Origin of the sequence: Deinococcus proteolyticus MRP (assembly GCF_000190555.1) — a bacterium.
In the GTDB taxonomy this organism is placed as follows: domain Bacteria; phylum Deinococcota; class Deinococci; order Deinococcales; family Deinococcaceae; genus Deinococcus; species Deinococcus proteolyticus.
Map to the genome: position 1 here is coordinate 191,968 of NC_015169.1, position 20,626 is coordinate 212,593.

Consider the following 20,626-nt stretch of genomic DNA (forward strand, 5'->3'; position numbering starts at 1 on the left):
AATCCCACCAAAAAAAGGGCCGCCGTGGCCCTCTTCCTTTTCAAGCCGTCAGGAAGTTCTTGACTTCGCCCAGGCCGCCGGTGTTGCGCAGCACCTCGCCGCGCTCCCGGTCAATCAGGGCCGGGGTACTCTGCACACTGTATTCGGCAGCCAGCGCCTCGAACTCGGAGGCGGCCTGTTCGCGGTGAACGGTCACGATCTGATCGTCAAACTGGCCCCTTAAGGGCTTGGCCAGCATCAGCTTGAGGCGTTCGCAGTTCGGGCAATTGTCTTGGGTCAGCAGGACGAAGCGGGTTTGGACAGCAGGTTCAGTCATGGGCAAGGGCCTCCAGATGGGCAGGGCGAGCAGATTCTTTGCGAGTGACGCGGCGGGGTTCGGGCCAGATGTCGTCCAGGTCGTCCTCGGTCAGGGCTTCCACGGCAATCTTGGCGTAGGAGTTGCCCTTGGCGCTGAAGAAGTCGTGGGTGGTCCCTTTGGCCTTGATGCCGTTGCGGACAATCGGATTGATTTCCTCGTCCTCGAAGGAACGCTCCACACCGAGGTTATCGGCCAGCACGTTGCAGTTGTAACGGATGAACTTTTTGACCTCGTCCACCAGGCCCACGTCGGCGTACAGCATTTCGGTGTAGGCCAGCTCGTTGCGGTACAGCTTCATCAACGTCTCTTCGTACCAGGCCAGAGCGTAGGCCTGCTCGGCCTCGTTCATCTCCGCGAACTTCTCCTGTGCCAGCAGCGCCACATACACGCCGTGGACCGCCTCGTCCATGATGATGAGGTTGAAAATCTCGCCGGCCGACACCATTCGGCCCTGCCCTGCCAGATACAGCGGATAGAAGAAGCCGGAATAGAACAGCGCCGTTTCCAGCATGCAGGACACCACCATCTTCTTCCACAGGCCCAGGTTGGACACGTCCGGGTTGTCATAGATTTCCCGAATCATGGCGATTTTGTTCTGCAGCTGCGGCTGAGTGCGCACCCACTCGAACACCTCGCGCTCCTCGGAGGTGGTGAGGAACGTTTTGTTCATCAGCGAATAGGACTTGGCGTGGATGTCCTCCATCATGCCCTGGAACTGAATGGTGGCCTTGCGGATGTGGCCGTCCACCAGGTGCCGCAGCGCAGGCATGCCGACTTCGCCTTGCAAGGTATCGAGCGCGTTCAGCCCCGCCGAGGCGTGAATATAGGTCCAGCGCTCGGCTTCACTGAGCGACTTCCAGACAATGGCATCGTTGCTCAGCGGGATTTCTTCGGGGAACCACAGCTGCGAGGTGTACTTCTCGTAAAAGGTGGCGCTGAAGCCGTCTTCGGGCTCAGACCAGTTGGTGGCGGAAAAGGGGTCGGTGTGGGGGTGCATGGAAAACTCCTTCGGAGGTCTAAAGGTCGAAATGTCTAAGGGTCTCACGGGTCAGAGGTGAGGTCTTCAGCCTTTAGACTCTTAGACCTCTAAACCCGCCTAGACGGTCACACCGCGCAGGTCAGGCACTCTTCAATGGTGGTCTTGCGCATGCGGGTGTAGTAGAGGGTCTTGACACCCTTGAGGTAGGCCTGGATGTAGTAGCGCTGCAGGTCGCGGGTGCTGCAGGTGCCGGGCACGAACAGCGTGCAGCTGATGCCCTGGTCCACATGGCGCTGCGCCGTGGCGACGGTGTCGAGCACGCGGTTCATGTCCATGTCGTAGGCCTCTTCGTAGTACCACTCGGTGTCCACGTTCAGGTGCGGCATGGGGTAGATGGTGCGGGCCTTGTTGGAGGTGCGGGTTTCGACCTTCTCGGTGATGGGCATGATGCTGGCCGAAGCGTGCGAGACATAAGAAATGCTGCCCGTCGGCGCAATCGCCATCACGAACGAGTGGGCCAGGCCGTGCTGCTGGATGTCACGGACAAGCTGCGCCCAGTCTTCCTTGGTAGGCAGGGTGTGGCCCTCGAACAGCGCAGCGACTTCGGCCGTCTTGGGGGTAAAGTCCTTGGCAAGGTACTGCTCGAAGTAGGAACCGTCGGCGTAGCGGCTGCCTTCGAAGCCGGCAAACACGAAGCCGGTGTCGCGGGCAATTTCCATGCTGGCCTTGCGGGCATGGTAGTGGACAGCGGCAAAGAACGTGTCCACGAAGTCCAGCGCTTCTTCCGAGCCGTAAATCAGTTCGTTCTTGGCGAGGAAGGAGTGTAGGCCCATCGCGCCCAGGCCAATCGAGCGCATCTCGTCGTTGGCCCGCTTCACAGCGGGCACCTCGGTGACGGAGGTAGAGCGGGCCACATCGTCCAGCATGCGGATGGCAGCGCCCACCACGCGGCCCATGTCGCCGCTGCGCATGGTCTGCTCGATGACCAGGCTGGACAGGTTGCAGCTCACGTCCAGGCCGATGCGGTCCTTGTGTTCCTCGCCGTAGGGATGGAAGTAGCTGGGGCGGGTGGGCTGCAGAATCTCGGAGCAGAGGTTGCTCATCAGGATTTTGCCCACGTTGGGAATGGGGTTGGCGCGGTTGGCGTTGCCCTCGAACAGCAGGTAGGGGTAGCCGCTTTCGCCCTGAGTGATGGCGATGTCCTCGAAGACCCGCCGCGCACTGACCCGCTTTTTGCGGATGCGGGGATTGTCGGCCAGGGCCTGGTATTCCTCGTTCCAGTCGATAGAGGTGAACTCGCGGCCCGTTTCCTGCTCGATGGAGTAGGGGTAGAACTGATAGATGTCCTCGCCGGAGCGGACCTTCTGCATGAAGATGTCGGGGATGGTGGCGCCCACGCTGAGGGTCTTGAGGCGGGAATCCTCGTCCGAGGCGATTTTCTTGGCGCTCAGTACGTCCATAAAGTCGGCGTGCATCACGCTGAGGTAGATGGCTCCCGCGCCGGGGCGCTGGCCTGCCTGGTCGGCGTAGCGCAGCATGTTGTCCAGCATCTTCGCCACACCCATCACACCTTTGGTGACGTTCTGAATACCGCGCAGGCTCTCGCCACGGGCACGCAGATTGCTCACCTCTACCCCGATGCCGCCGCCGCCCTTGCTCAGTTCGGCCACGAAGCTGAGGGTCTTGGTAATCGAGTTGAGGTTATCGGTGCAGTCCTGCAGCAAAAAGCAGCTGACCAGGCGGCCGGTGTTGGCCTTGCCGGAGTTCATCAGGGTGGGGGTGGCAGGGGTAAAAGTCTGGTTGACCAGATGGTGCACCAGCTCCAGCGCTTCTTCCACGTTGCTGGAACGGGCCAGCGCGGTGATGCTCATGCGGTCCTCGTAGCGCTCCAGCCAGCGCGAACGGTCCGGGGTCATGGTGGCATACTCGGAATAGAACTTGTAGGCCCCCATGAACGACTTGAAGCGGAACTTGTAGCCGTAAGCGCGGTTAAATACCTGCTGCACCTCGTCATAGCTGTAGCGCTCGAAGAGGCTGGCGTCCCAGACACCGTTTTCGGTCATGTACCGGATTTTTTCCTTCAGGTCATGGAAAAACACCGTGTTGGGGTTGACCTTCTCCTGAAAGTAGACCTGCAGGGCGTCGGTGTCATAGGTGGTGTTGATTTCGGTTCCCGAAAGCACCTTATTGTTCAGTTCTATCCAGCGTTCCATATTGCCTCCCCTTAGCGGCTTAGCCCGCGTGAGTTCACTGGCGGAAGGGTCGTTCCGCCGCTGCCTTTGCTCCTGAAATTGTGATCTACTGCGCCCTCACCCACTCAGCCACAGCCCGGGCGTCCGACAGGTTGCCGGACTTATTCACCCGCATGACAAAAGGCACACCGTACGCCCCAGCGATCACTTCACCGGCCCGCCCGAAGTTCTCACCCCAGTGAAAGCTGCCGCTGCTGACCACCCCACGCATCAGCGGGGCATGGACCTGCAAGAAGGCCCGCGTGGTGTCGGGCACAGCCCCACTGCCGAAGGTGTAGGTCAGCAGCAGATAGGGTTCCTGCGGGGACGCCTCCTTCAGCGCCACAGCTTCCAGCCCGGTCAGGTCAGCGACCTTGTGAGCAAAGCGGCGGGTGTTCCCGGTGAGGGTGTCGTAGATGAGCTGCATGGGTGAGACTCCTTTTGAACCATGACACCAGTGCTGAGAATCACTCCTCAGCCGTCAGTGGGTTCACGTCGTCGAACGCGTGGCCCAATACATTTCCTCGTCTGGGACGGACATAAAAGACCGACCAGACCCCTTGGGCGTGGTAGGAGGATTCTAGCCAACCCAGGTCTCTGATACAAGGGCTGTCACTCACATCCAGGAGAGGCACAACATCTTGTACGTCCAGCACGGGCAATCGGTTTTTTGGGAACGCCCTAAGCTATCATGCCGACCATGACCCCATCCCACGCACTTGAGCAGTACAAAGGCGACTTGCTGTCCAGCACGCGGGAATGGACCAACCTGCACGATGACGAGCTGAAGCGCCGGGCCGTGCGGGCCGCCGGGGACAAAGACAGCGCCGAGCTGGTCAGCCTGACCACCGCCTACCTGGCCCACGGGGGCAGCAGCGGCGTGCTGACCAGCCCACGCACGGTGGAGGCATACCAGCTCGGCACGCGGCAGTTCGTGGAGTACGCCGAGCAGAATGCAGTGAGCCTGCTGAAGCCGGGCCGCCACATGGCGCAGGGCTACGTGAACTGGATGCTGGCGCAGGGCCGCAAACCGGCCGGGGTGCAACTGAAGGTGGCGGCGGCCGGCTGCCTGTACCGGGCGCTGCGCTGGGCCGGTGCCACCGAAGCTGACCCCTTCCGCGACGTGCGGGTGCCCAAGGACCGCACGCCCGGAATCATCAAGCGGCCGCCCTACACCGAGAGCGAGATTGCGGACGTGCTGGAAGGGGCAGACGTGCACATCCGCTTTCTGCTGTTTGTGACGGCGCACGGGGGCCTACGGATCAGCGAGGCCCTGGCCCTGGAGTGGGACGATATAGACGAGGACGCAAGGCGCATCCACGTGCGCTCGGGCAAGGGGCGCAAGGCGCGGATGGTCGCCATGAGCCAAAGCCTAAGCGAAGCGGCGCGGGCCTACAGGGTCACGCACGGACCAGGCGGGCCAGAGTTCGGCGCCGGCCGCCGGGCTACGCCGCCGCAGCGCGTGTTCCGCTACGGTACTGCACCCACAGCGCGCTACCATCTGGAGCGGGCCTTCAAGGCCGCGGGGGTGGAATTCCGGGGCTTCCACCCGGGGCGCAAGTACGCGGGCACCCGGCTGCTGCAACAGATCAAGGATTTCGGGCGGGTGGCGGCACACCTGGGCCACGAGTCGGTGGACACCACCCGGAAAGGTTATGCGCGGCTGGCGGCAGACGACCTGAAAGACGACCTGGCGGGGTGGTGAAGGGCATGGAAGCACCGGGTACGCTTGGTTGACCAAAGGAGCAACGTAGGTTTCGACGTAACCTTCCTTGCCTATGGCGTTGTATCCAGCCCGAAGGCCGGGTGCAACCTGCTGACCAGCGGCGAGGCGCTGACCCCGCAGGAAAGTTTCAATCCTCACCCAGCCCGAAGGCCGGGTGCAACGGTTTTGTGCGGGCCTATTCGCCAAGCATCATTCATGTTTCAATCCTCACCCAGCCCGAAGGCCGGGTGCAACACGCTGATTCCAGGCACAGATAAGGTCTACATCCCTGTTTCAATCCTCACCCAGCCCGAAGGCCGGGTGCAACAAGATGGTCTGATATATAAAGGATTTTAGAGAAGGTGTTTCAATCCTCACCCAGCCCGAAGGCCGGGTGCAACGACAGCGAGAGTCTTCCGGCCGCCCCCGTACGGCCGGTTTCAATCCTCACCCAGCCCGAAGGCCGGGTGCAACGCGGGCGAAGAGCAGGCCGACCAGCTCTACAACGTTTCAATCCTCACCCAGCCCGAAGGCCGGGTGCAACCGCCGCAGGGGCAGAAGAAGGAGCATGTACCCAGTTTCAATCCTCACCCAGCCCGAAGGCCGGGTGCAACGCCCGTGTCTGGCTCAGGCGGCGGCGCAGCACTTCGGTTTCAATCCTCACCCAGCCCGAAGGCCGGGTGCAACGCGGATTTTTCCGCCGACCTGCTGAAACTGAAAAACGTTTCAATCCTCACCCAGCCCGAAGGCCGGGTGCAACCAGACCCGCGCCAGCAGCGCCGCCAGCGCGGCCGCGTTTCAATCCTCACCCAGCCCGAAGGCCGGGTGCAACTTCAAGAGTGAGGCGGCTGGCCCAACGAGGCATGTTTCAATCCTCACCCAGCCCGAAGGCCGGGTGCAACTTTGACGTACGGCTTGCCGGTGGGCACCGCCAGGTTTCAATCCTCACCCAGCCCGAAGGCCGGGTGCAACCAAGATTGAGAGCGCACGCATAGAAAACCCGTTTAGTTTCAATCCTCACCCAGCCCGAAGGCCGGGTGCAACGCTATTCATTCAGCCCGAAGTGAGGTTTGACTCGTGTTTCAATCCTCACCCAGCCCGAAGGCCGGGTGCAACATCACCGGCAGGGCGGGCGGGGCGGCCGCAGAGCGGTTTCAATCCTCACCCAGCCCGAAGGCCGGGTGCAACCGGCCCGGAGTGCTGCCACATGCTGATCGCGGAGGTTTCAATCCTCACCCAGCCCGAAGGCCGGGTGCAACGTAGGTGAGGGTGTACTCACGCTCGAACACCTTTTTGTTTCAATCCTCACCCAGCCCGAAGGCCGGGTGCAACGGTCCCCTGGTTTCTACTGTTGGATACAGGGAGCCAGCACCATTCTGCGCGAATCAGCTGCGGGGCGCCACCCGGCGTGACCCCGACAGCACATCAGGCCACCGTTCCAGCGTGCTGGACACTCAATCAGCCGTGCGCGAACCTCCCAGGAATCTGCCGGGAGCAGGGGGGTTCGCGCACAGGTCAGCCACCGCCCCCTGTTGCTACAACTGCCCCAGCTCGCGCAGCCGCCGGCGGTACGCCTGGGGGCTGATGCCTGCCATGCGGCGAAACTTGCGGGTAAACGCCGAGTGGTCGCTGTAGCCGCAGGCGTGCGCCACTTCCGACACCGACAGTTCGGGCCGGCGCAGCAGCCGCACGGCATGGTCGAAGCGGACCCGCAGCAGCAGCTGCTTGGGCGTGAGGTGGGTCACGCGGCGGAACAGGCGCTCCAGCGTATCGGCCGAGAGGCCCACATGGGCGGCCACGTCGCGCAGGCGCAGCGACCCATCGGCAAAGTGGGCGTGGATGTAGGCCAGCGCCGAGGCCACCCGTGGGAACTCGGCGTGCTGTGAAGCGGGCGGCAGGTCACGCGACAGGCCCACCAGCCCCAGCACCTCGCCGCTGCCGCCGCGCAGGGGAAGTTTGTCGGTCAGGCACCACACCGGGGTGCCCTGGGCAGTCAGGTAGAACTCCAGCACGTCGTGCAGTTCCTGGCCCAGCTGCAGCGTCTGTTCATCTTGCAGCTGGGTGCGCTCGCCCACCTCGCCGGTAAAGACCTCGGCGGCAGTGCGGCCCAGCAGGTCGCTTTTCATGGCGCGGCCACTGCGGCGGCGCAGGGCCTCGTTCACCATCACGTAGCGGCCCTGGCTGTCCTTGACATAGAAAATCAGGTCCGGCTGCGTGTCCAGCAGTGCTTCCAAGGGGCTGGCGTGGGCCGGCGACAGCAGGGCAGCCAGCAGCTGTGGGCTAACAGCGGCGCTGGCGGAGCCAAAGGGGCGGGGCACGGCGGCAGGCACGCCCCCGAGTATGCCAAAACCCGCAGGGCCGCTGGGCTTTTCGTTCAAGACGCTCCCCGCTGACATTCTGTAGATTGCCCGGCATGCTTGAGCGCCCCTCCCTGTTTCCCCGCCTACAAACCTTGCCCGCCGAATGGGTGGGGGTGGGCCTGGCGCTGTTTTCGGCCAGTGCCTCGGCCACGGTGGGCATCTGGGCCAAGATGGGCGCGGCGGCGGGCCTGAGCACGTCCAGCATGCTGAGCTGGCGGTTCGGCCTGCTGGCCGCACTGCTGTTTGCGCTGGGCTATGCCAAAGTCAGCCGTGAGCAGCTGCGGCCGCTGCTGCTGATGGGGCTGCTGCATGTGGGGTCCACTCTGGCCTACTTCACGGCGCTGGAGCACATCTCGGCCAGCACCACCGCGCTGCTGGTGTACTGTGCGCCGGCCGTGGTGATTGTGCTGGGCCTGCTGGCGCACATCCGGCCTTCGCGCTGGCAGGTCATCGCCCTGACCGTGACCCTGCTGGGCCTGACCGTGGTGGTGGGTATGCCCGGTCCGGCCGACGCCAGCACCGTGGGCCTGGCGATGGGCGGCCTGGCCGGGCTGATGTACGGGGGGTATTTCTTCGCCAGTCACCGGCTGAACCGGGGCATCAAACCGCTGGCCGTGACAGCCATCGTCAGTCTGGTCACAGCCGCCGTAGCGGCAGGCATGGGCGCCATGCAGGGTGACCTGGGCGTGCCGCACGGCTGGGGGCAGTGGCTGCCGGTGCTGGGCCTGGCACTGATTCCCTCGCTGATTTCCATGCCTACGCTGTACGGCGCCGTGGCGCGCATCGGGGCCACGCGCACCTCTATGCTGACCACCACCGACCCGCTGTGGGCGATTGCCCTGGCAGTGCTGCTGCTGGGCGAACACCTCTCGGCCGGGCAGCTGCTGGGCGGCGCCCTGATTCTGGCCGGCGCCTGCTTGGCACAGCGCGAAAGTAAGCCCGCCAAGCGGCGGGTGCGCCGGGGCAAGTTCTGGAGTTCGCCCTGAGCACCTGGCAGCGGAAGTGCCAGAAGAAAGGAGGCCCCCGGTTGGAGCCTCCTTCTTTGTTGCCCAGCGGTCTGCTTTACAGCGTCAGGAAGCCGCTTTTCAGGCCGTAGGCGGCGTAAAGGGCGGCCAGGGTCAGCAGCGCTAGCAGGCCCAGCTCCCAGGGCTTGAAGACCTGCAGGCCCTGTTCACGGCGTGCCTTGACGAACAGCAGCGCACCCGGCGCGTACAGCAGCGAGCTGAGCAGCAGGTACTGGGGGCCGGCCGCGTACAGCAGCCAGAGGGCGTAGAGAACGGCCAGGCCAGCGGTCAGCAGGTCGCGGGTGCGCTCGCCGGTGCTGGCATAGCGGTCACGTGAAGCCACCATCAGACCGTAGCCCGCCGAGAACAGATACGGCAGCAGAATCGTGGCGCTGGCGAGGTAAAGCAGCGTCAGGTAAGTGGAGTCGTTGAAATAGGTGATCAGCAAGAACAGCTGCACGGTCAGGTTGGTGGTGAGCAGCGCCCCGGTGGGCACGCCGTGGGCATTCTCACGGGCCAGGAAGCGGGGCATTTCCTTGTCCTTGGCGGCGGCGTACAGGATTTCGGTACATAGCAGCGTCCAGGCCAGCATGGCGCCCAGCAGGGAAATCAGCAGGCCGATGCGGATCAGCCACGCGCCCCAGGGCCCCACCACGGCTTCCAGCACGTAAGCCACGCTAGGGTCTTGCAGGCCGGCCAGTTCCTGCTGGCTCATGATGCCCATACTCAGCACGTTGACGCTGACCAGTAGAAACAGGGTCAGCAGGAAGCCCAGCACCGTGCCCTTGCCGATGTCGCTGCGCCGCGCAGCACGCGAAGAATAGGTGCTGGCGCCCTCGATCCCGATAAAGACCCACACGGTGACCATCATCATGGCCTTAATCTGGTCCAGGGTGCTGCCCAGATCCGGACTGGCCTTGCCCCAGAAATCGGCGGTAAAGACATCGAAGCGGAACGCCAGCACGCTGAGAATCACGAACAGGATCAGCGGCACCACCTTGCCAACGGTGGTGATGACGTTCAGGCTGGCCGCCGTGCGGATGCCGCGTGACACCAGCAGGTGAATCCCCCACAGCAGCGCGGAAGCGAAGCCGATGGCGACGGCGGTGTTGCCTTGACCGAATGCGGGGACGAACTGGCCGATGGTGCTGCCCATCAGCACGAAATAGCTGACCGTGCCGATAAACGCCGAAATCCAGTAGCCCCAGGCCGAGGAAAATCCCATAAAGTTGCCAAATCCTGCTTTGGCGTAGGCGTAGATACCAGTGTTCAGGTCGGGGCGGCGGTTGGCGAGCATCTGAAAAACCAGGACCAGGGCCAGCATGCCCACGGCCGAGATTGCCCAGCCGACCAGCATTGGGCCGGGGGCGGCACTGACAGCCACGTTGGTGGGCAGCGCGAAAATGCCGCCGCCGATGGTGGACCCGACCACCAGGGCGGTCAGGGCCGGCAGGCCCAGGCGGGGAGCCTCCGCCGCCTGCGGCACTTCTGAAGAATAGTGTTGGGTCATGGAAAATGCCTCTCGTGTCTCCAGCATGGGAGACCTGCCGCCACAGGCGCGGCACGCGGGAAAGTAAGCCCTCCGGGCCGGCAAAACAGACCAGGCCCAGACAAAGAAAATGCAAAACGGTCTTATTTAAACACACCACAGCCCGGAGAAGCCCAGCGCAGAGGAGCGCAGGCGGCCGCTCTTGAGACAACCTGAAGGCAGCGGCGGCTCCAGGCAACAACGGGTTAGACCTGAGGGTAGTGGCTGTACCAACGTGATCTACTGACAGGATGCCGGAGTGCCCAGCCTGTCAAAGCACACACACTGTCAAAAATGGGAAGGCCAAAAATGGCACCCAGACCTACTTATGTAAGGGTTGTGGCCGTCGTTTCCACCCGGAGGCCCGCCCTATAGCGCACAGTGAAGCGACCCGGCAACAAATTCTTGATGCTGTCCACGAGCGGATGAGTCTGAGAGGAGTACAGCGCGTCTTTGGTGTTCACCGCAACACCGTGATCCGGTGGATAAAAAAGGGGCCCGTGAAGTGATGCAGACTGGTACAGTCTGCATGACACCTCCAGAAGAAGTGGTCATTGAGCTGGATGAAATGTGGACCTTCGTTGCCAAGAAAAACAGACGAGGTGGATCTGGATTGCCCTGGAGCGCAGCACCCGCAGGGTGCTGGCCTGGGTATTGGGTGACCGCAGTGAGCAAACAGCGTTCAAGCTCTGGGAACGCTTACCATTGTCCCTTGAGCAGCGACTGAAAGGGACGTTTTGCACCGATCTGTGGCGAGCCTACGATGAACCGCTCTTGGGGGTAAAGCGGCTAACCCGGAAGGGAGAAACGAATCATGTCGAACGATTGAACTGCACGCTGAGACAGCGGCTGGGTCGGCTTGTTCGTAAGTCGTTGTCTTTCTCGAAGACGGACGAAATGCTCGAAGCCAGCCTGACTCTGGCCTTCCACCGATACAACTTGTCACGTTGATGCAGCCACTACCGACCTGAGAATATGAGCAACCACCGTGAAATTTACAGTCAGACCGAAAGCGGCGGTATTCAGCTTGCCGGTGGAGTGGACCGCTGGCAGCTGCATGAGGACTACGTACACCTGGCCCCACACCGCAGCGCTGCGGAACTGCTGCGCTTTGAAGCGGAGTTGCTGCCTTTCGTGGACCGCCCGGCGCAACAGGCCCTGGTGATTATCGACATGCAAAACGATTTCCTGGAGCCGGGCGGCTGGACGGACGCCTCGGGGCTGGACTACCGCCGCTGCCGGGAAGCCCTGCCAGGGGTCAAACGCGCCCTTGAGATCGCCCGCGAGCGGGACCTGTGGGTGGTGTGGGTGTACTGGTCCAACCGGCCCGACCTGCGTAATCTGGGAGCGCCGACCCTGTACTCCTTCAAGCACCGGCCCAGCCAAAAGGGCATCGGCGAGCAGCTGGAACACGGGCCGGTGCTTACGCAGGGCAGCTGGGGAGCCAGCATGCCCGGAGAACTTCAGGCCCTGATGTCGGAGGACGACATTCACATAGAAAAGGTGCGGATGAACGGCTTTTTCGGCACCCATCTGGATCAGGTGCTGCGTACCCAGGGCATCGAAACGCTGCTGTTCGCGGGCGTGAACATCGACCAGTGCGTGACCTCTACGATGGAAGAAGCCTATTTCCGCGACTACAACGTGGTGCTGCTGGAAGACGCCTGCGCCACCTCCAGCCCCGACTACTGCCGCGAGGCTGTGGTGTTCAATACGCGCAACTGCTGGGGCTTCAGCATGACCACCGAGCAACTGGCCGCCGCCGCGCCCTGGACTCCTGACGCGCCTAACCAGAACGGAGCTGACCAGGACGGGGCCGCCCAAGAATAAGCCGTTCAGGACAGAATAAACCGCTCAGGACGGAGCCCAGGCCCCCCGCCGGGCCAGGCCAGTCACAGGTTTCGCTGAAAGAACTGCACGCTGCGGCGCAGGGCCAGGCCCAGGTTGCCGCTGAGGTTGTGGTCGTCCCCCTCGTAGCGGTAGGCTTCCACGCCCTGCCCGGCGGCCCGCAGGTCGTTTGCCAGGGCCACCTGAAAGCTGTAGGGCACGTCCTTGTCGGCGGTGCCGTGGTGCAGCTGAATGGGGCGGCCGTTCAGCTCGGTCAGGTACGCGTTGGGGCTGAGCCCGCGCAGGAATTGCCGGTTCAGGCTGTCCAGCTGCCGCTGGGCGCCTTCCGGAGCGTGCCACTCGGTCTGGAGCACGGCGTAGTCGGCCACCACCCCGGCCCACAGCGAGGCGGCTTTCAGGTCACGGTCTACCAGCATGGCCCGCAGCGACAGCTGCCCGCCCATCGAGTGCCCCCACAGTCCCAGCCGCGCCGGGTTGACGCGCCCGTCCTTTTTCAGGCTGGCGGCGGCGTTCAGCACGTCTACCGTATAGCCAGGGTCGTTGTAGCCGCCGTCGGCTTCTCCTTCCGAGTCGCCGTGGCCCCGGTAATCGCTCTTGAGGGTCACGAACCCGGCGCGGGCGAACGCGTCCTGATAGGCAACGTAGCGCTCGGTGGTGCGGTATTTGTCGGGCGGAATGTAGCCGTGATTGAACACGATGGCCGGCCAGCCGCCCGCAGGCGGGGAGCCGTCAGGCACGGTGAGCAGCGCGTAAATCTTCAGGCCGTCCGAGCGGTAACTGACCACCGAGCGCGAGTACCCGGCGCCGCGCTCCAGCGTGCGCTCGGTGGTGAGTGGACTGCCGGGATACTCGCGGGCCCGCAGCGCCTGGATGGAGATAGGCTGACGCGCCACCGCCTGCTCCATCAGCCGGGCCTGAACAGGGGTATCCAGCTGCACTGTGGCATCCGGCTGCACAGTGGTGTCCGGCTGTACAGTGGTCGGCTGGCCCTCCGGCTGGCGCTTCTCTGCCGGGCGCAGGGAGGTGGAGACCGGCGGAGAGCTGCCTGGACCCTGCAGGTAGGTCACGGCGGTATAGCCCAGCCAGCCCAGCGCGGCCAGCACCAGCAGTCTCAGGGTACGCATGCCGCCAGCTTAGGGTGAAGCGGCGAAGCGATTCAGGAACGGTCGGCAGCTTTGGGCCGGACGAAGCGGACCTCGGGGCGCGGCTGAGGCGGGGTTCAGAATGACGCGGCGGCCGCAGCACTGGCAGCCACTCCACCCCCGCTTCCGCTTGCCCGGAAGACCTCCCCCCTTTTGTCACATGCTTCAGGCAGCCCGGCAGCGTTAGAGTCAGAAGCATGAACACTGCAAACAGTCGGCCGGCACTGGCATTGGCGCGCACCCTGGACCTCTCGGTTCCTTCCAATCAGCTGGCGGCCGGCGGGGCGCTGGCCGGGCTGCTGCTGGGCCGCCTGAGCGGGCAGTCGTGGGCAGGCAGCCTGCGGACCGGCGCCGGGGCGTTTGCCGCCTGGGCCACGGCCCGTGAACTGGACCCCGACCATGCACAGAGTGCCGCCGCCGCTCTGGCTGCCGAGCTGCTGCTGGGTCTGGCCGACAGTCCCGAATCGGACCTGGCCGCGCTGGAAGAGTTGCTGGCCGCTTTCCTGGCCCTGGGCAGCCTGCGCCTGCTGAGCGCCACCGTGGGCGTGGCCCCCACCCTGCCCGAGCAGCTGGCCCTGGGCGGTGGGGCGCTGGCGGCCGGCACCACCAACCACAAGGCGGCTGCACTGGTGCCGGGCGCGGCGCTGCTGCTGAGCCACACCCGCGGTGACGACCTGGGGCCACAGGAGCCCTGGACCGGCGTCGGGGCGCTGGTGGCGGGGCTGCTGCCCACGCTGCTGGCTGCCAGCGAACGCGACAGCCTGCCGGCCCGGCTGGCAGCCATGGCGGCGCTGGTGGTGGCGCCGGCCGCCGTGAATATCGAGGAGGTCAGCGCCCGCAACGACCTGGACACCGCCCAGATTGCCCAGGAGCGGGTAAAGTCCAGCCGCCTGCTGAGCACCGGCGCTGTGGCCCTGGGCCTGATTGCCGGGGGCAGCCGGGGCCTGCGCCCGCTGAGCGCCGCCTGCGCGGGCGTAGGCCTGTGGATGCTGGCCGGCCGGGCTGGGACGAAGTAGGGCGCAAGCCCCGGCTGCTGACGCAGCTTCTCAGAGTTGGGCCACGTTTGTGCTGGGTGGGCCGGTTATGCTGCGGGCATGACCAGACCGGCTCACCCTTCTGTTCGCCGGGGCCGCTTTCCCCTGGCCGGCGCCCTGCTGCTGGCCCTTTTTTCGGCGGCCTGCTTCGCTCAGGACGGAGACAAACCGGCAGACACGGCCCCGGCAGCGCAGGTGGCTTCTGCCGCAGCCACGCAGGCCGCCCCGCCCAGCTTTCCGGACGACCCCTCAGTGCCGGTGACAGCCGCCCAGTTGCCCGCGCAGCCGGCGCAGCCACGGGCCAGCCAGCCCACGCCGCGCATGGCCTACGTGGCGCTGGGCGACTCGCTCACGGCGGGGATGCAGGCCGCCGGGCTGACGGCGGCGGGTCAGTACGCCGCCTACCCGGCCGTGGTGGCCCGCATGACCGACGTGCCGTTCGGGATTCCCGCGACCCGGCGCGGCTGCCCGGCCCCGATGGGCGGCGGCCTGGGCGAAGGCGCCTGCGTGCGGGTCAGCAGCGACCTGCGCGGCTCCAACTTTGCGGTGCCGGGAGCACGGGTGCAGGACCTGTACCAGAAGCGCGGCGTAGGCAGCACCGACGACCTGACCCGGCGGATGTACGGCCTGATTCTGGGGCCCCAGCTGACCCAGGTGGAAGCGGCGCTCAAGTCGCGGCCCGACCACCTCACCCTGTGGATTGGCGCGAACGACGCCATGATCGGCGTCACGCAGGGCGACCCGGCGCTGGTCACGCCACCGGCCGAGTTCGAGCAGCACTACCGCCGGGTGCTGGAGGCCCTGAAACCGGCCGGCGCCCGCACGCTGCTGCTGACCGTGCCCGACGTGACCCGGTTGCCGCTGATGAGCCCTGGCCGGGTCCTGTTCGAAAAGGGCGTGGCCGACGCCAACTGCCAAGACAGCGAGAACCGCCTGCCGCTCACTGCCTTTTTGCTGGGCCGCAAACTCAGCTGCGACGTGCCTGAGGCGCTGACCCCGGCCGAAACTGCCCAGATTCAGGCGACCGTGCAGGCGTACAACGACGCCATCTTGCGCCTGGCTGCCGAGTTCGGCCATGACGTGATGGCTGTCCAGCCGCTGATGGACCAGCTAGACTTTCACACCGCGCTCGACGAGAACAGCCTGGAGCCGTTCGGCCCCGACATGTCGGCCGACGGGGTCCACCTCTCCTCGGCGGCGCAGCGCAAGCTGGGCTACGCGGTGGTGCAGCATGTCCACCAGCACTGGAATATCGGCCTGCCGGAAGCGGCCCGCAGTGAGCTGGCCGCGGCGGGCATGACGGTGGCCGACTAGGGGCCAAGCGGGACTGAATGCGGCTCCGGGCGGCTACTTCCAGAGCAGGCCCAGCGCCCAGGCCAGCAGCGGCCCCAGCAGCAGCGCCGGCAGGAAGCTGCCCACCCGCACGCGGCGCTCGCCCAGGTCCAGGCCGCCCAGCATCAGGTTCCAGCCGATGCCCAGCAGCACCAGCCCGCCAGTGCCGGTCAGGGTCAGCATGGCCGGATGGGTGCGCAGGCTGGCAGGGTCCAGACCGCTCAGCAGGCCGCCCGCCAGCGCCAGGGCACCCAGAGCAATGCCCCCCTGAATGACCAGCACACTCAGGGCGCTGGCCAGCACACCGCTGCCGTAGACTCCAGCCAGTGCCGTGGCGGCCACCAGGTCCAGGCCGGCCTTGAGCAGATAGGTGGTGGGGTCGCCGGTCAGGCCATTTTGCAGCCCGCCGATAATGGTCATGGGGCCCACACAGAACAGCAGCGTGGCCGCCACGAAGCCCTCGGTAAAGCGGCCCCCACCGCGCAGACGCCGCTGCACGCGCTCACCCATCCGGCCCAGCGCGTCCTCGATGCCCAGCAGTTCGCCGGCCACCGCACCCAGCACCATGGCGACCAGCCCGACGACCACACCCGGCACCGGCCCGAAGGCCAGCTCACGCAGCGCCCAGGCCATATCCATCCCGATAAAGAGTGTGACCAGAGCCAGGGCCTGCAACAGCGTGCGCTGCACCTGCTCGGGCAGCCGGCCGCCCAGCAGCAGTCCGGCCAGCCCCCCCAGCAGTACAGCTGCCACGTTGGCCAGGGTGCCCGACAAGGCCGTCAGCACGCTTTTTCCCGCTCTATCTTTTCCTGCCGGTGTGCAGGTAGGCTCAGGGTCAGTGTCATAAAAGTAAGCAAAGATAACATCTCCGGTCCTTCCTCCCTAGACTGGAGTCCATGTTCCGCCGCAGTTCACTGTCCTTCCTGGCCCGTCAGGCCGCCGACCTCAGCGGAGCCTCGCCGGCAGCGCTGGAGCGGGCGCTGCGGCCGCTGGCGCAGGCACCGGGCGGACTGGGGCTGGGACTGCAAGCAGGCGGGCACATCCTGACCGGCGGAGTGGGCGGGCTGGACCCGGCTGCCCCACACGAAATCGCCAGCGTGACCAAGCCGTTTACGGCCGCCGTGCTGGGGCAGTTGGCCGCCGCTGGTCAGCTGGACGCGCAAGCTCCGCTGGCTGACCTGGGCGGGCCCTTTGCCGGGCTGCCTGCCTCCGTCACACCTTACGCATTGGCCACCCACACTGCCGGGTTGCCTGCCCATCCGCTGCGGGCGGGCCTGACCGTGCTGCTGGACCCCTACGCCCCCTACAGCCTGAGTGAGGGAGCGGCCCTGGCCTCAGCGCGGCGCTGGGCAGCGGCGGGACAGGCGGGGCGCTTCGGCTACTCCAACCTGGGAGCCGGGGTGCTGGCCCTAGCGCTGGCGGCTGCCGGGGGCGCTCCCTTTCCGTCGTTGCTGGCCCGCACGGTGACCGGGCCGCTGGGACTGGAGAGCACCGGCTTTCCGGCGGCGCCGCCGCCCCGCGCCACCGATTTCGGCACGCTGGCGGGTGCGGGCGGACTGTGGGCCACGGCCGGCGACCTGCTGCGCTTTGGGGGGGCGCATCTAAACGGTCAGCTGGCCCCGGCCTGGACACTGACCGTCACGCCACGCGGACGCCCGACCGGCACCGACGAAATCGCCCCCGGCTGGTTCGTGACCGGGGGCGTGTGGTGGCATGACGGTGTAGCGCGGCAGTCCCGCGCCGGGCTGGCCTTTTGCCCAGACAGCGGGCGCGTCGCGGCTCTGCTGGTGGGCGGCCCGCCGGGCAGATTCAGTCGCGGTGCGGTGCGTCAGGCGCTGCTGGCTCTGCTGGGCTTTCCTACTCACTCTCGCTGAGGCCGGCGCGGGCAGCCCGTGCATCACGGATTTCGCGGATGCGGCGCTCCAAATCGTCTTCATGCACGTGGCCGGACGCCAGCGGCGAGACAATCAGCGGGCGGAAATCTACGTCGTCTACCAGTTCCCAGCGGCGGCGGGCAACCATCGCCAGCACGCCGCTGACAGCCAGCATAGACAGCAGGAACAGCATGAACTTCAGGTACTGGCCCTCATACGCCCCCGCGATGGCGTGGCGCAGTGCCCCGACCGCCTGCGTGACCGGCACCCAGTTGTGAATGGCCTGGAACAGCGGCGGCGCCAGCTCCACGGGGTAACTTCCGCCCGACGATGCCAGCTGCAAAATCAGCAGCACCAGCGCGATGAAGCGGCCTACCGAGCCGAACAGCAGAATCAGGGCCAGAATCAGCGAGAAAAAGGTGAGGCTCGCCAGCGCCGAGGTGGCGATGACCTGCACCGGGTGCAGATACTGCACGCCCAGCGCCTGCACCGCGAACACCATCAGCACCGCCTGGAGAACCACCAGCAGGGCAGGCACCAGGAACTTGCGTAGCACCCGCGCCGCCTGCCCGGTGCGCCGGCCGCTGTAGGGCAGCTGCTGAAAGGGGAAGATGAACGTGGTCAGCACGGCACCCACCCACAGGCTGAGGGCCATGAAGTAGGGCGCGAAGCCGGTGCCGTTGTTGGCGACTGCCGCGAACTTCTCGGTCTGGGCCATCACGCTGCGGCTGAGGCCGCTAGGATCGCCACCCAGTTCTGCGGTCTCGGCCGGGATTTTGCTGTTCAGCTCATTCAGGCCGTCCGAAAGCTGCCCGGCGCCGTCCAGCAGGTCCGAGGTGCCCTGGGCCAGGTCGCCTGCCCCCTCATCCAGCCGGTCCAGGCCGCTGCTCAGCTCGGCGCTGCTGCCGGCCAGGGTCTGCGCCCCGCTGCTGAGGCGGTCCAGGTCGGCCTGCGCGGGCAGCTGGCGGTTGATGGTGCCCACCCCCGCGCCTATTTTTTCCACCCCGTCGGCCAGGTCGTTCACGCCGCCCTGGACTTGCCCGGCACCGTTTGCCAGCCGTGCAGCCCCGGCCGCCGCCTCGCCGCTGCGGGCTGCCAGAGTCTGCGCCCCGGTGTTCAGCTCGCCGGCACCACTCGACAGCTGCGCTGACCCGGCCGCGAGCTGCTGCGCTCCGGCGGCTGCCCGGCCCGCGCCCGCTTGGGCCGCCCGGGTGCCTTCGGCCAGACGCTGGGCGCCCGTGTTCAGCTCGCCGGCACCACTCGACAGCTGCCCAGCCCCCTCGGCCAGTTGCTGAGCACCAGTGACCGCCTGCTGAGAACCTGTCTGGGCCGCTTTGGCACCCTCGGCCAGTCGCTGGGCACCGGCATTCAATTCATCCGCACCGCTCGACAGCTGCCCGGCTCCCTCAGCCAACTGCTGAGCGCCAGTAACTGCCTGACCTGCACCTGTCTGCGCGGCTTTGGCACCCTCGGCCAGTCGCTGGGCACCAGCGTTCAATTCATCCGCACCGCTCGACAGCTGCCCGGCTCCCTCAGCCAACTGCTGAGCGCCTGTCGCAGCTGCCGACGCTCCCTGCTGAAGCCGCGGCAGGGCCTGAAGCAGGTCGTTGGTGCCGCTGTGCAGGCGCTGCGAGCCCTGGTTCAGCTCGGACACGCCGGATTTCAGCTGCCCCGGTAGCAGAGGCTGGTTGCGCACCCCTTCATTCAGGCGGGTCAGGCCGGTGGCCAGCTCGGCAGCGCCGGTATTCAGCGCGTCCACTCCCGTCACCACCTGGCCCACGCCGGTTTCCAACTGCGGCAGTTGCTCGGCCAGCTGCTTGTTGCCCGCTGCCACCCGGTCCGCTCCTTCTTTTAGTCGTCCCGTACCTGCCGCCAGCTGACCGGCTCCGGTGGACAACTCACCCAGACCACTTTGCAGTTGCGGCAATTGCTCGGCCAGCTGCTTGTTGCCCGCCGCTACCCGGTCCGCCCCTTCCTTCAAGCGGCCGGTGCCCGCCGCCAGCTGACCCGCCCCAGTGGACAATTCGCCCAAACCGCTTTGCAGTTGCGGCAATTGCTCGGCCAGCTGCTTGTTGCCCGCCGCTACTCGGTCTGCACCTTCTTTTAGTCGGCCAGTGCCCGCCGCCAACTGACCGGCTCCGGTGGACAATTCGCCCAGACCACTTTGCAGTTGCGGCAATTGCTCAGCCAGCTGCTTGTTGCCCGCTGCTACCCGGTCTGCACCTTCTTTTAGTCGGCCGGTGCCTGCCGCCAGCTGCCCGGCGCCGGTCGAGAGTTGACCCAGGCCGGTCGCCAGCTGGGCATTGCCCTGGCTGAGGGCCGCCGCCCCCTCACGCAGAGGCTTCAGCTTTTCAGGCGTAGGAATCGCAGCGTTCAGCTGGCCGATGCCTTCTTTCAAGCGGCCGGTGCCGCCGGTCAGCGCCTGCACGCCGTCCGAAACCTGCCCAGCCCCCTCGGCCAGGCGGTGGCTGCCGTCGGCAGCGCGGTCCAGGCCGCCTTTCAGGTCGCCGGCACCGTCGTTCAGGCGCCCGGCGCCGGCCTTGAGATCGCTGGCCCCATCAGCCAGCCGACTGGTGGCGTCCTTGATGTCTCCGAAGCCGTTCTGAACGTCTTTCAGCGACGCCTGCACGGCTTCCCAGCGCGTCTCGCCGAGGGTCTTGTTCAGCTCGTCGCTGAGCCGGTTCGCAAACGAGTCCGCCACACGGCTGGCAAAATAGTTGGAGCCCTCGGCCACGTAGAACCGCAGCAGTCCGTGCTCGCTGCTGTCACCGGCCACCGCCTTGCGGCTGAAATCGGCCGGAATGGTCAGCGCGAAATAGATATCACCGCGCCTCACAGCGTCACGGGCGGCCGCCTCGCTGGGATATACGGTCAGGTCGAAAGGCGGGTCCTTGCGGAAATCGTCCATTACCTCACGGCCCATGTTGATGTTCTTGCCGTCCCGCTCGGTGCCCTGGTCCAGGTTCACCACGCCCACCGGCAGCGCCTGTAGGTTGCCGTAAGGGTCCAGCGAGCTGGCCAGGTTGATGCTGGCGTACAGCGAGGGGACTGCCAGGATGGCTGCAGCACTGAGCCACATCATGGGCCAGCGCCACATGGACCGCTCGGCGTAGGTCAGATGGCGAAAATCACGGGCGAACTGCTGCAGGGACATGCGGTCTCCTTGGGACATAGGCACGGGAAGCGTAGGACATAGGGGCGCCAGGCAGAGCCAGAGCGAAAGTCAGAGTG

15 protein-coding genes, 1 pseudogene and 1 CRISPR repeat array are annotated in these 20,626 nt (G+C 65.8%); of the genes and pseudogenes, 7 read left to right on the forward strand and 9 right to left on the reverse strand.

Annotation, left to right across the window (positions count from 1 at the left end):
* Window positions 1–40: 40 nt before the first annotated feature.
* The 4 genes from DEIPR_RS11095 to nrdI form a co-directional block, all read right to left on the reverse strand.
* Entirely contained in the window at window positions 41–316 is a 276-nt protein-coding gene (locus DEIPR_RS11095) for a thioredoxin fold domain-containing protein (protein ID WP_013623051.1), read from the reverse strand.
* A complete protein-coding gene (gene nrdF / locus DEIPR_RS11100; protein ID WP_013623052.1) occupies window positions 309–1,355 on the reverse strand; it encodes a class 1b ribonucleoside-diphosphate reductase subunit beta in 1,047 nt (348 codons plus the stop codon). Before nrdF ends, DEIPR_RS11095 begins: the two co-directional genes overlap by 8 nt.
* Window positions 1,356–1,462: 107 nt before the next feature.
* Window positions 1,463–3,550, reverse strand: coding sequence for a class 1b ribonucleoside-diphosphate reductase subunit alpha (gene nrdE, locus DEIPR_RS11105; RefSeq protein ID WP_013623053.1), 2,088 nt, complete (start codon window positions 3,548–3,550; stop codon window positions 1,463–1,465).
* Window positions 3,551–3,635: 85 nt separating this feature from the next.
* Entirely contained in the window at window positions 3,636–3,995 is a 360-nt protein-coding gene (gene nrdI / locus DEIPR_RS11110; RefSeq protein WP_013623054.1) for a class Ib ribonucleoside-diphosphate reductase assembly flavoprotein NrdI, read from the reverse strand.
* 273 nt (window positions 3,996–4,268) lie between these two features.
* Here nrdI and DEIPR_RS11115 point away from each other — a divergent pair, with 273 nt between their 5' ends.
* Window positions 4,269–5,273: a tyrosine-type recombinase/integrase gene (locus DEIPR_RS11115; protein WP_013623055.1), complete on the forward strand. Its 1,005-nt coding sequence runs from the start codon at window positions 4,269–4,271 to the stop codon at window positions 5,271–5,273.
* A 145-nt stretch (window positions 5,274–5,418) separates the two neighbouring features.
* Window positions 5,419–6,605: a CRISPR direct-repeat array (repeat unit 37 nt; unit sequence GTTTCAATCCTCACCCAGCCCGAAGGCCGGGTGCAAC).
* A gap of 203 nt (window positions 6,606–6,808) precedes the next feature.
* On the opposite strand, the gene DEIPR_RS11120 is transcribed toward DEIPR_RS11115, so the two are convergent.
* Window positions 6,809–7,603 (reverse strand): AraC family transcriptional regulator, encoded by a 795-nt coding sequence (locus DEIPR_RS11120; RefSeq protein ID WP_245532751.1) that lies wholly within the window; start codon window positions 7,601–7,603, stop codon window positions 6,809–6,811.
* A gap of 83 nt (window positions 7,604–7,686) precedes the next feature.
* Here DEIPR_RS11120 and DEIPR_RS11125 point away from each other — a divergent pair, with 83 nt between their 5' ends.
* Window positions 7,687–8,619 carry a DMT family transporter gene (locus DEIPR_RS11125; RefSeq protein ID WP_013623057.1) on the forward strand — a complete coding sequence of 311 codons (933 nt, stop codon included), beginning with the start codon at window positions 7,687–7,689 and terminating at the stop codon, window positions 8,617–8,619.
* A gap of 76 nt (window positions 8,620–8,695) precedes the next feature.
* Here the strand turns inward: DEIPR_RS11125 and arcD are convergent, their stop codons facing one another.
* Window positions 8,696–10,147: an arginine-ornithine antiporter gene (arcD, locus tag DEIPR_RS11130; RefSeq protein ID WP_013623058.1), complete on the reverse strand. Its 1,452-nt coding sequence runs from the start codon at window positions 10,145–10,147 to the stop codon at window positions 8,696–8,698.
* A 269-nt stretch (window positions 10,148–10,416) separates the two neighbouring features.
* Here arcD and DEIPR_RS11135 point away from each other — a divergent pair.
* Together DEIPR_RS11135 and DEIPR_RS11140 are read left to right on the forward strand one after the other, a co-directional pair.
* Window positions 10,417–11,116, forward strand: a pseudogene (locus DEIPR_RS11135) (IS1 family transposase).
* Window positions 11,117–11,140: 24 nt separating this feature from the next.
* The gene (locus DEIPR_RS11140; protein WP_013623059.1) at window positions 11,141–11,995 is read left to right on the forward strand and encodes a cysteine hydrolase family protein; all 855 of its coding nucleotides are present in this window, start codon (window positions 11,141–11,143) and stop codon (window positions 11,993–11,995) included.
* Window positions 11,996–12,057: 62 nt separating this feature from the next.
* On the opposite strand, the gene DEIPR_RS11145 is transcribed toward DEIPR_RS11140, so the two are convergent.
* Window positions 12,058–13,137 (reverse strand): alpha/beta hydrolase family protein, encoded by a 1,080-nt coding sequence (locus DEIPR_RS11145; protein WP_013623060.1) that lies wholly within the window; start codon window positions 13,135–13,137, stop codon window positions 12,058–12,060.
* 215 nt (window positions 13,138–13,352) lie between these two features.
* On the opposite strand from DEIPR_RS11145, the gene DEIPR_RS11150 reads away from it, so the two are divergent.
* Together DEIPR_RS11150 and DEIPR_RS11155 are read left to right on the forward strand one after the other, a co-directional pair.
* On the forward strand, window positions 13,353–14,171 hold the full coding sequence (locus DEIPR_RS11150) for a hypothetical protein (RefSeq protein WP_013623061.1): 819 nt from the start codon (window positions 13,353–13,355) through the stop codon (window positions 14,169–14,171).
* 78 nt (window positions 14,172–14,249) lie between these two features.
* Window positions 14,250–15,503, forward strand: a complete 1,254-nt coding sequence (locus DEIPR_RS11155; RefSeq protein ID WP_013623062.1) for an SGNH/GDSL hydrolase family protein — start codon at window positions 14,250–14,252, stop codon at window positions 15,501–15,503.
* Window positions 15,504–15,536: 33 nt separating this feature from the next.
* Here the strand turns inward: DEIPR_RS11155 and DEIPR_RS11160 are convergent, their stop codons facing one another.
* A complete protein-coding gene (locus tag DEIPR_RS11160) occupies window positions 15,537–16,307 on the reverse strand; it encodes a DUF554 domain-containing protein (RefSeq protein ID WP_013623063.1) in 771 nt (256 codons plus the stop codon).
* A 110-nt stretch (window positions 16,308–16,417) separates the two neighbouring features.
* On the opposite strand from DEIPR_RS11160, the gene DEIPR_RS11165 reads away from it, so the two are divergent.
* Complete coding sequence (locus tag DEIPR_RS11165; protein WP_013623064.1) at window positions 16,418–17,395, forward strand: serine hydrolase domain-containing protein; 978 nt, start codon at window positions 16,418–16,420, stop codon at window positions 17,393–17,395.
* On the opposite strand, the gene DEIPR_RS11170 is transcribed toward DEIPR_RS11165, so the two are convergent.
* A complete protein-coding gene (locus DEIPR_RS11170) occupies window positions 17,379–20,549 on the reverse strand; it encodes a YhgE/Pip domain-containing protein (RefSeq protein ID WP_013623065.1) in 3,171 nt (1,056 codons plus the stop codon). The genes DEIPR_RS11165 and DEIPR_RS11170 overlap by 17 nt on opposite strands.
* Between the last annotated feature and the right edge of the window lie 77 nt (window positions 20,550–20,626).

Coding starts and splice junctions, on each gene's coding strand:
- DEIPR_RS11095 (WP_013623051.1), bottom strand. CDS start 316: ATGACTGAACCTGCTGTCCAAACCCGCTTCGTCCTGCTGACCCAAGAC.
- nrdF (WP_013623052.1), bottom strand. CDS start 1,355: ATGCACCCCCACACCGACCCCTTTTCCGCCACCAACTGGTCTGAGCCC.
- nrdE (WP_013623053.1), bottom strand. CDS start 3,550: ATGGAACGCTGGATAGAACTGAACAATAAGGTGCTTTCGGGAACCGAA.
- nrdI (WP_013623054.1), bottom strand. CDS start 3,995: ATGCAGCTCATCTACGACACCCTCACCGGGAACACCCGCCGCTTTGCT.
- DEIPR_RS11115 (WP_013623055.1), top strand. CDS start 4,269: ATGACCCCATCCCACGCACTTGAGCAGTACAAAGGCGACTTGCTGTCC.
- DEIPR_RS11125 (WP_013623057.1), top strand. CDS start 7,687: ATGCTTGAGCGCCCCTCCCTGTTTCCCCGCCTACAAACCTTGCCCGCC.
- arcD (WP_013623058.1), bottom strand. CDS start 10,147: ATGACCCAACACTATTCTTCAGAAGTGCCGCAGGCGGCGGAGGCTCCC.
- DEIPR_RS11140 (WP_013623059.1), top strand. CDS start 11,141: ATGAGCAACCACCGTGAAATTTACAGTCAGACCGAAAGCGGCGGTATT.
- DEIPR_RS11145 (WP_013623060.1), bottom strand. CDS start 13,137: ATGCGTACCCTGAGACTGCTGGTGCTGGCCGCGCTGGGCTGGCTGGGC.
- DEIPR_RS11150 (WP_013623061.1), top strand. CDS start 13,353: ATGAACACTGCAAACAGTCGGCCGGCACTGGCATTGGCGCGCACCCTG.
- DEIPR_RS11155 (WP_013623062.1), top strand. CDS start 14,250: ATGACCAGACCGGCTCACCCTTCTGTTCGCCGGGGCCGCTTTCCCCTG.
- DEIPR_RS11165 (WP_013623064.1), top strand. CDS start 16,418: ATGTTCCGCCGCAGTTCACTGTCCTTCCTGGCCCGTCAGGCCGCCGAC.
- DEIPR_RS11170 (WP_013623065.1), bottom strand. CDS start 20,549: ATGTCCCTGCAGCAGTTCGCCCGTGATTTTCGCCATCTGACCTACGCC.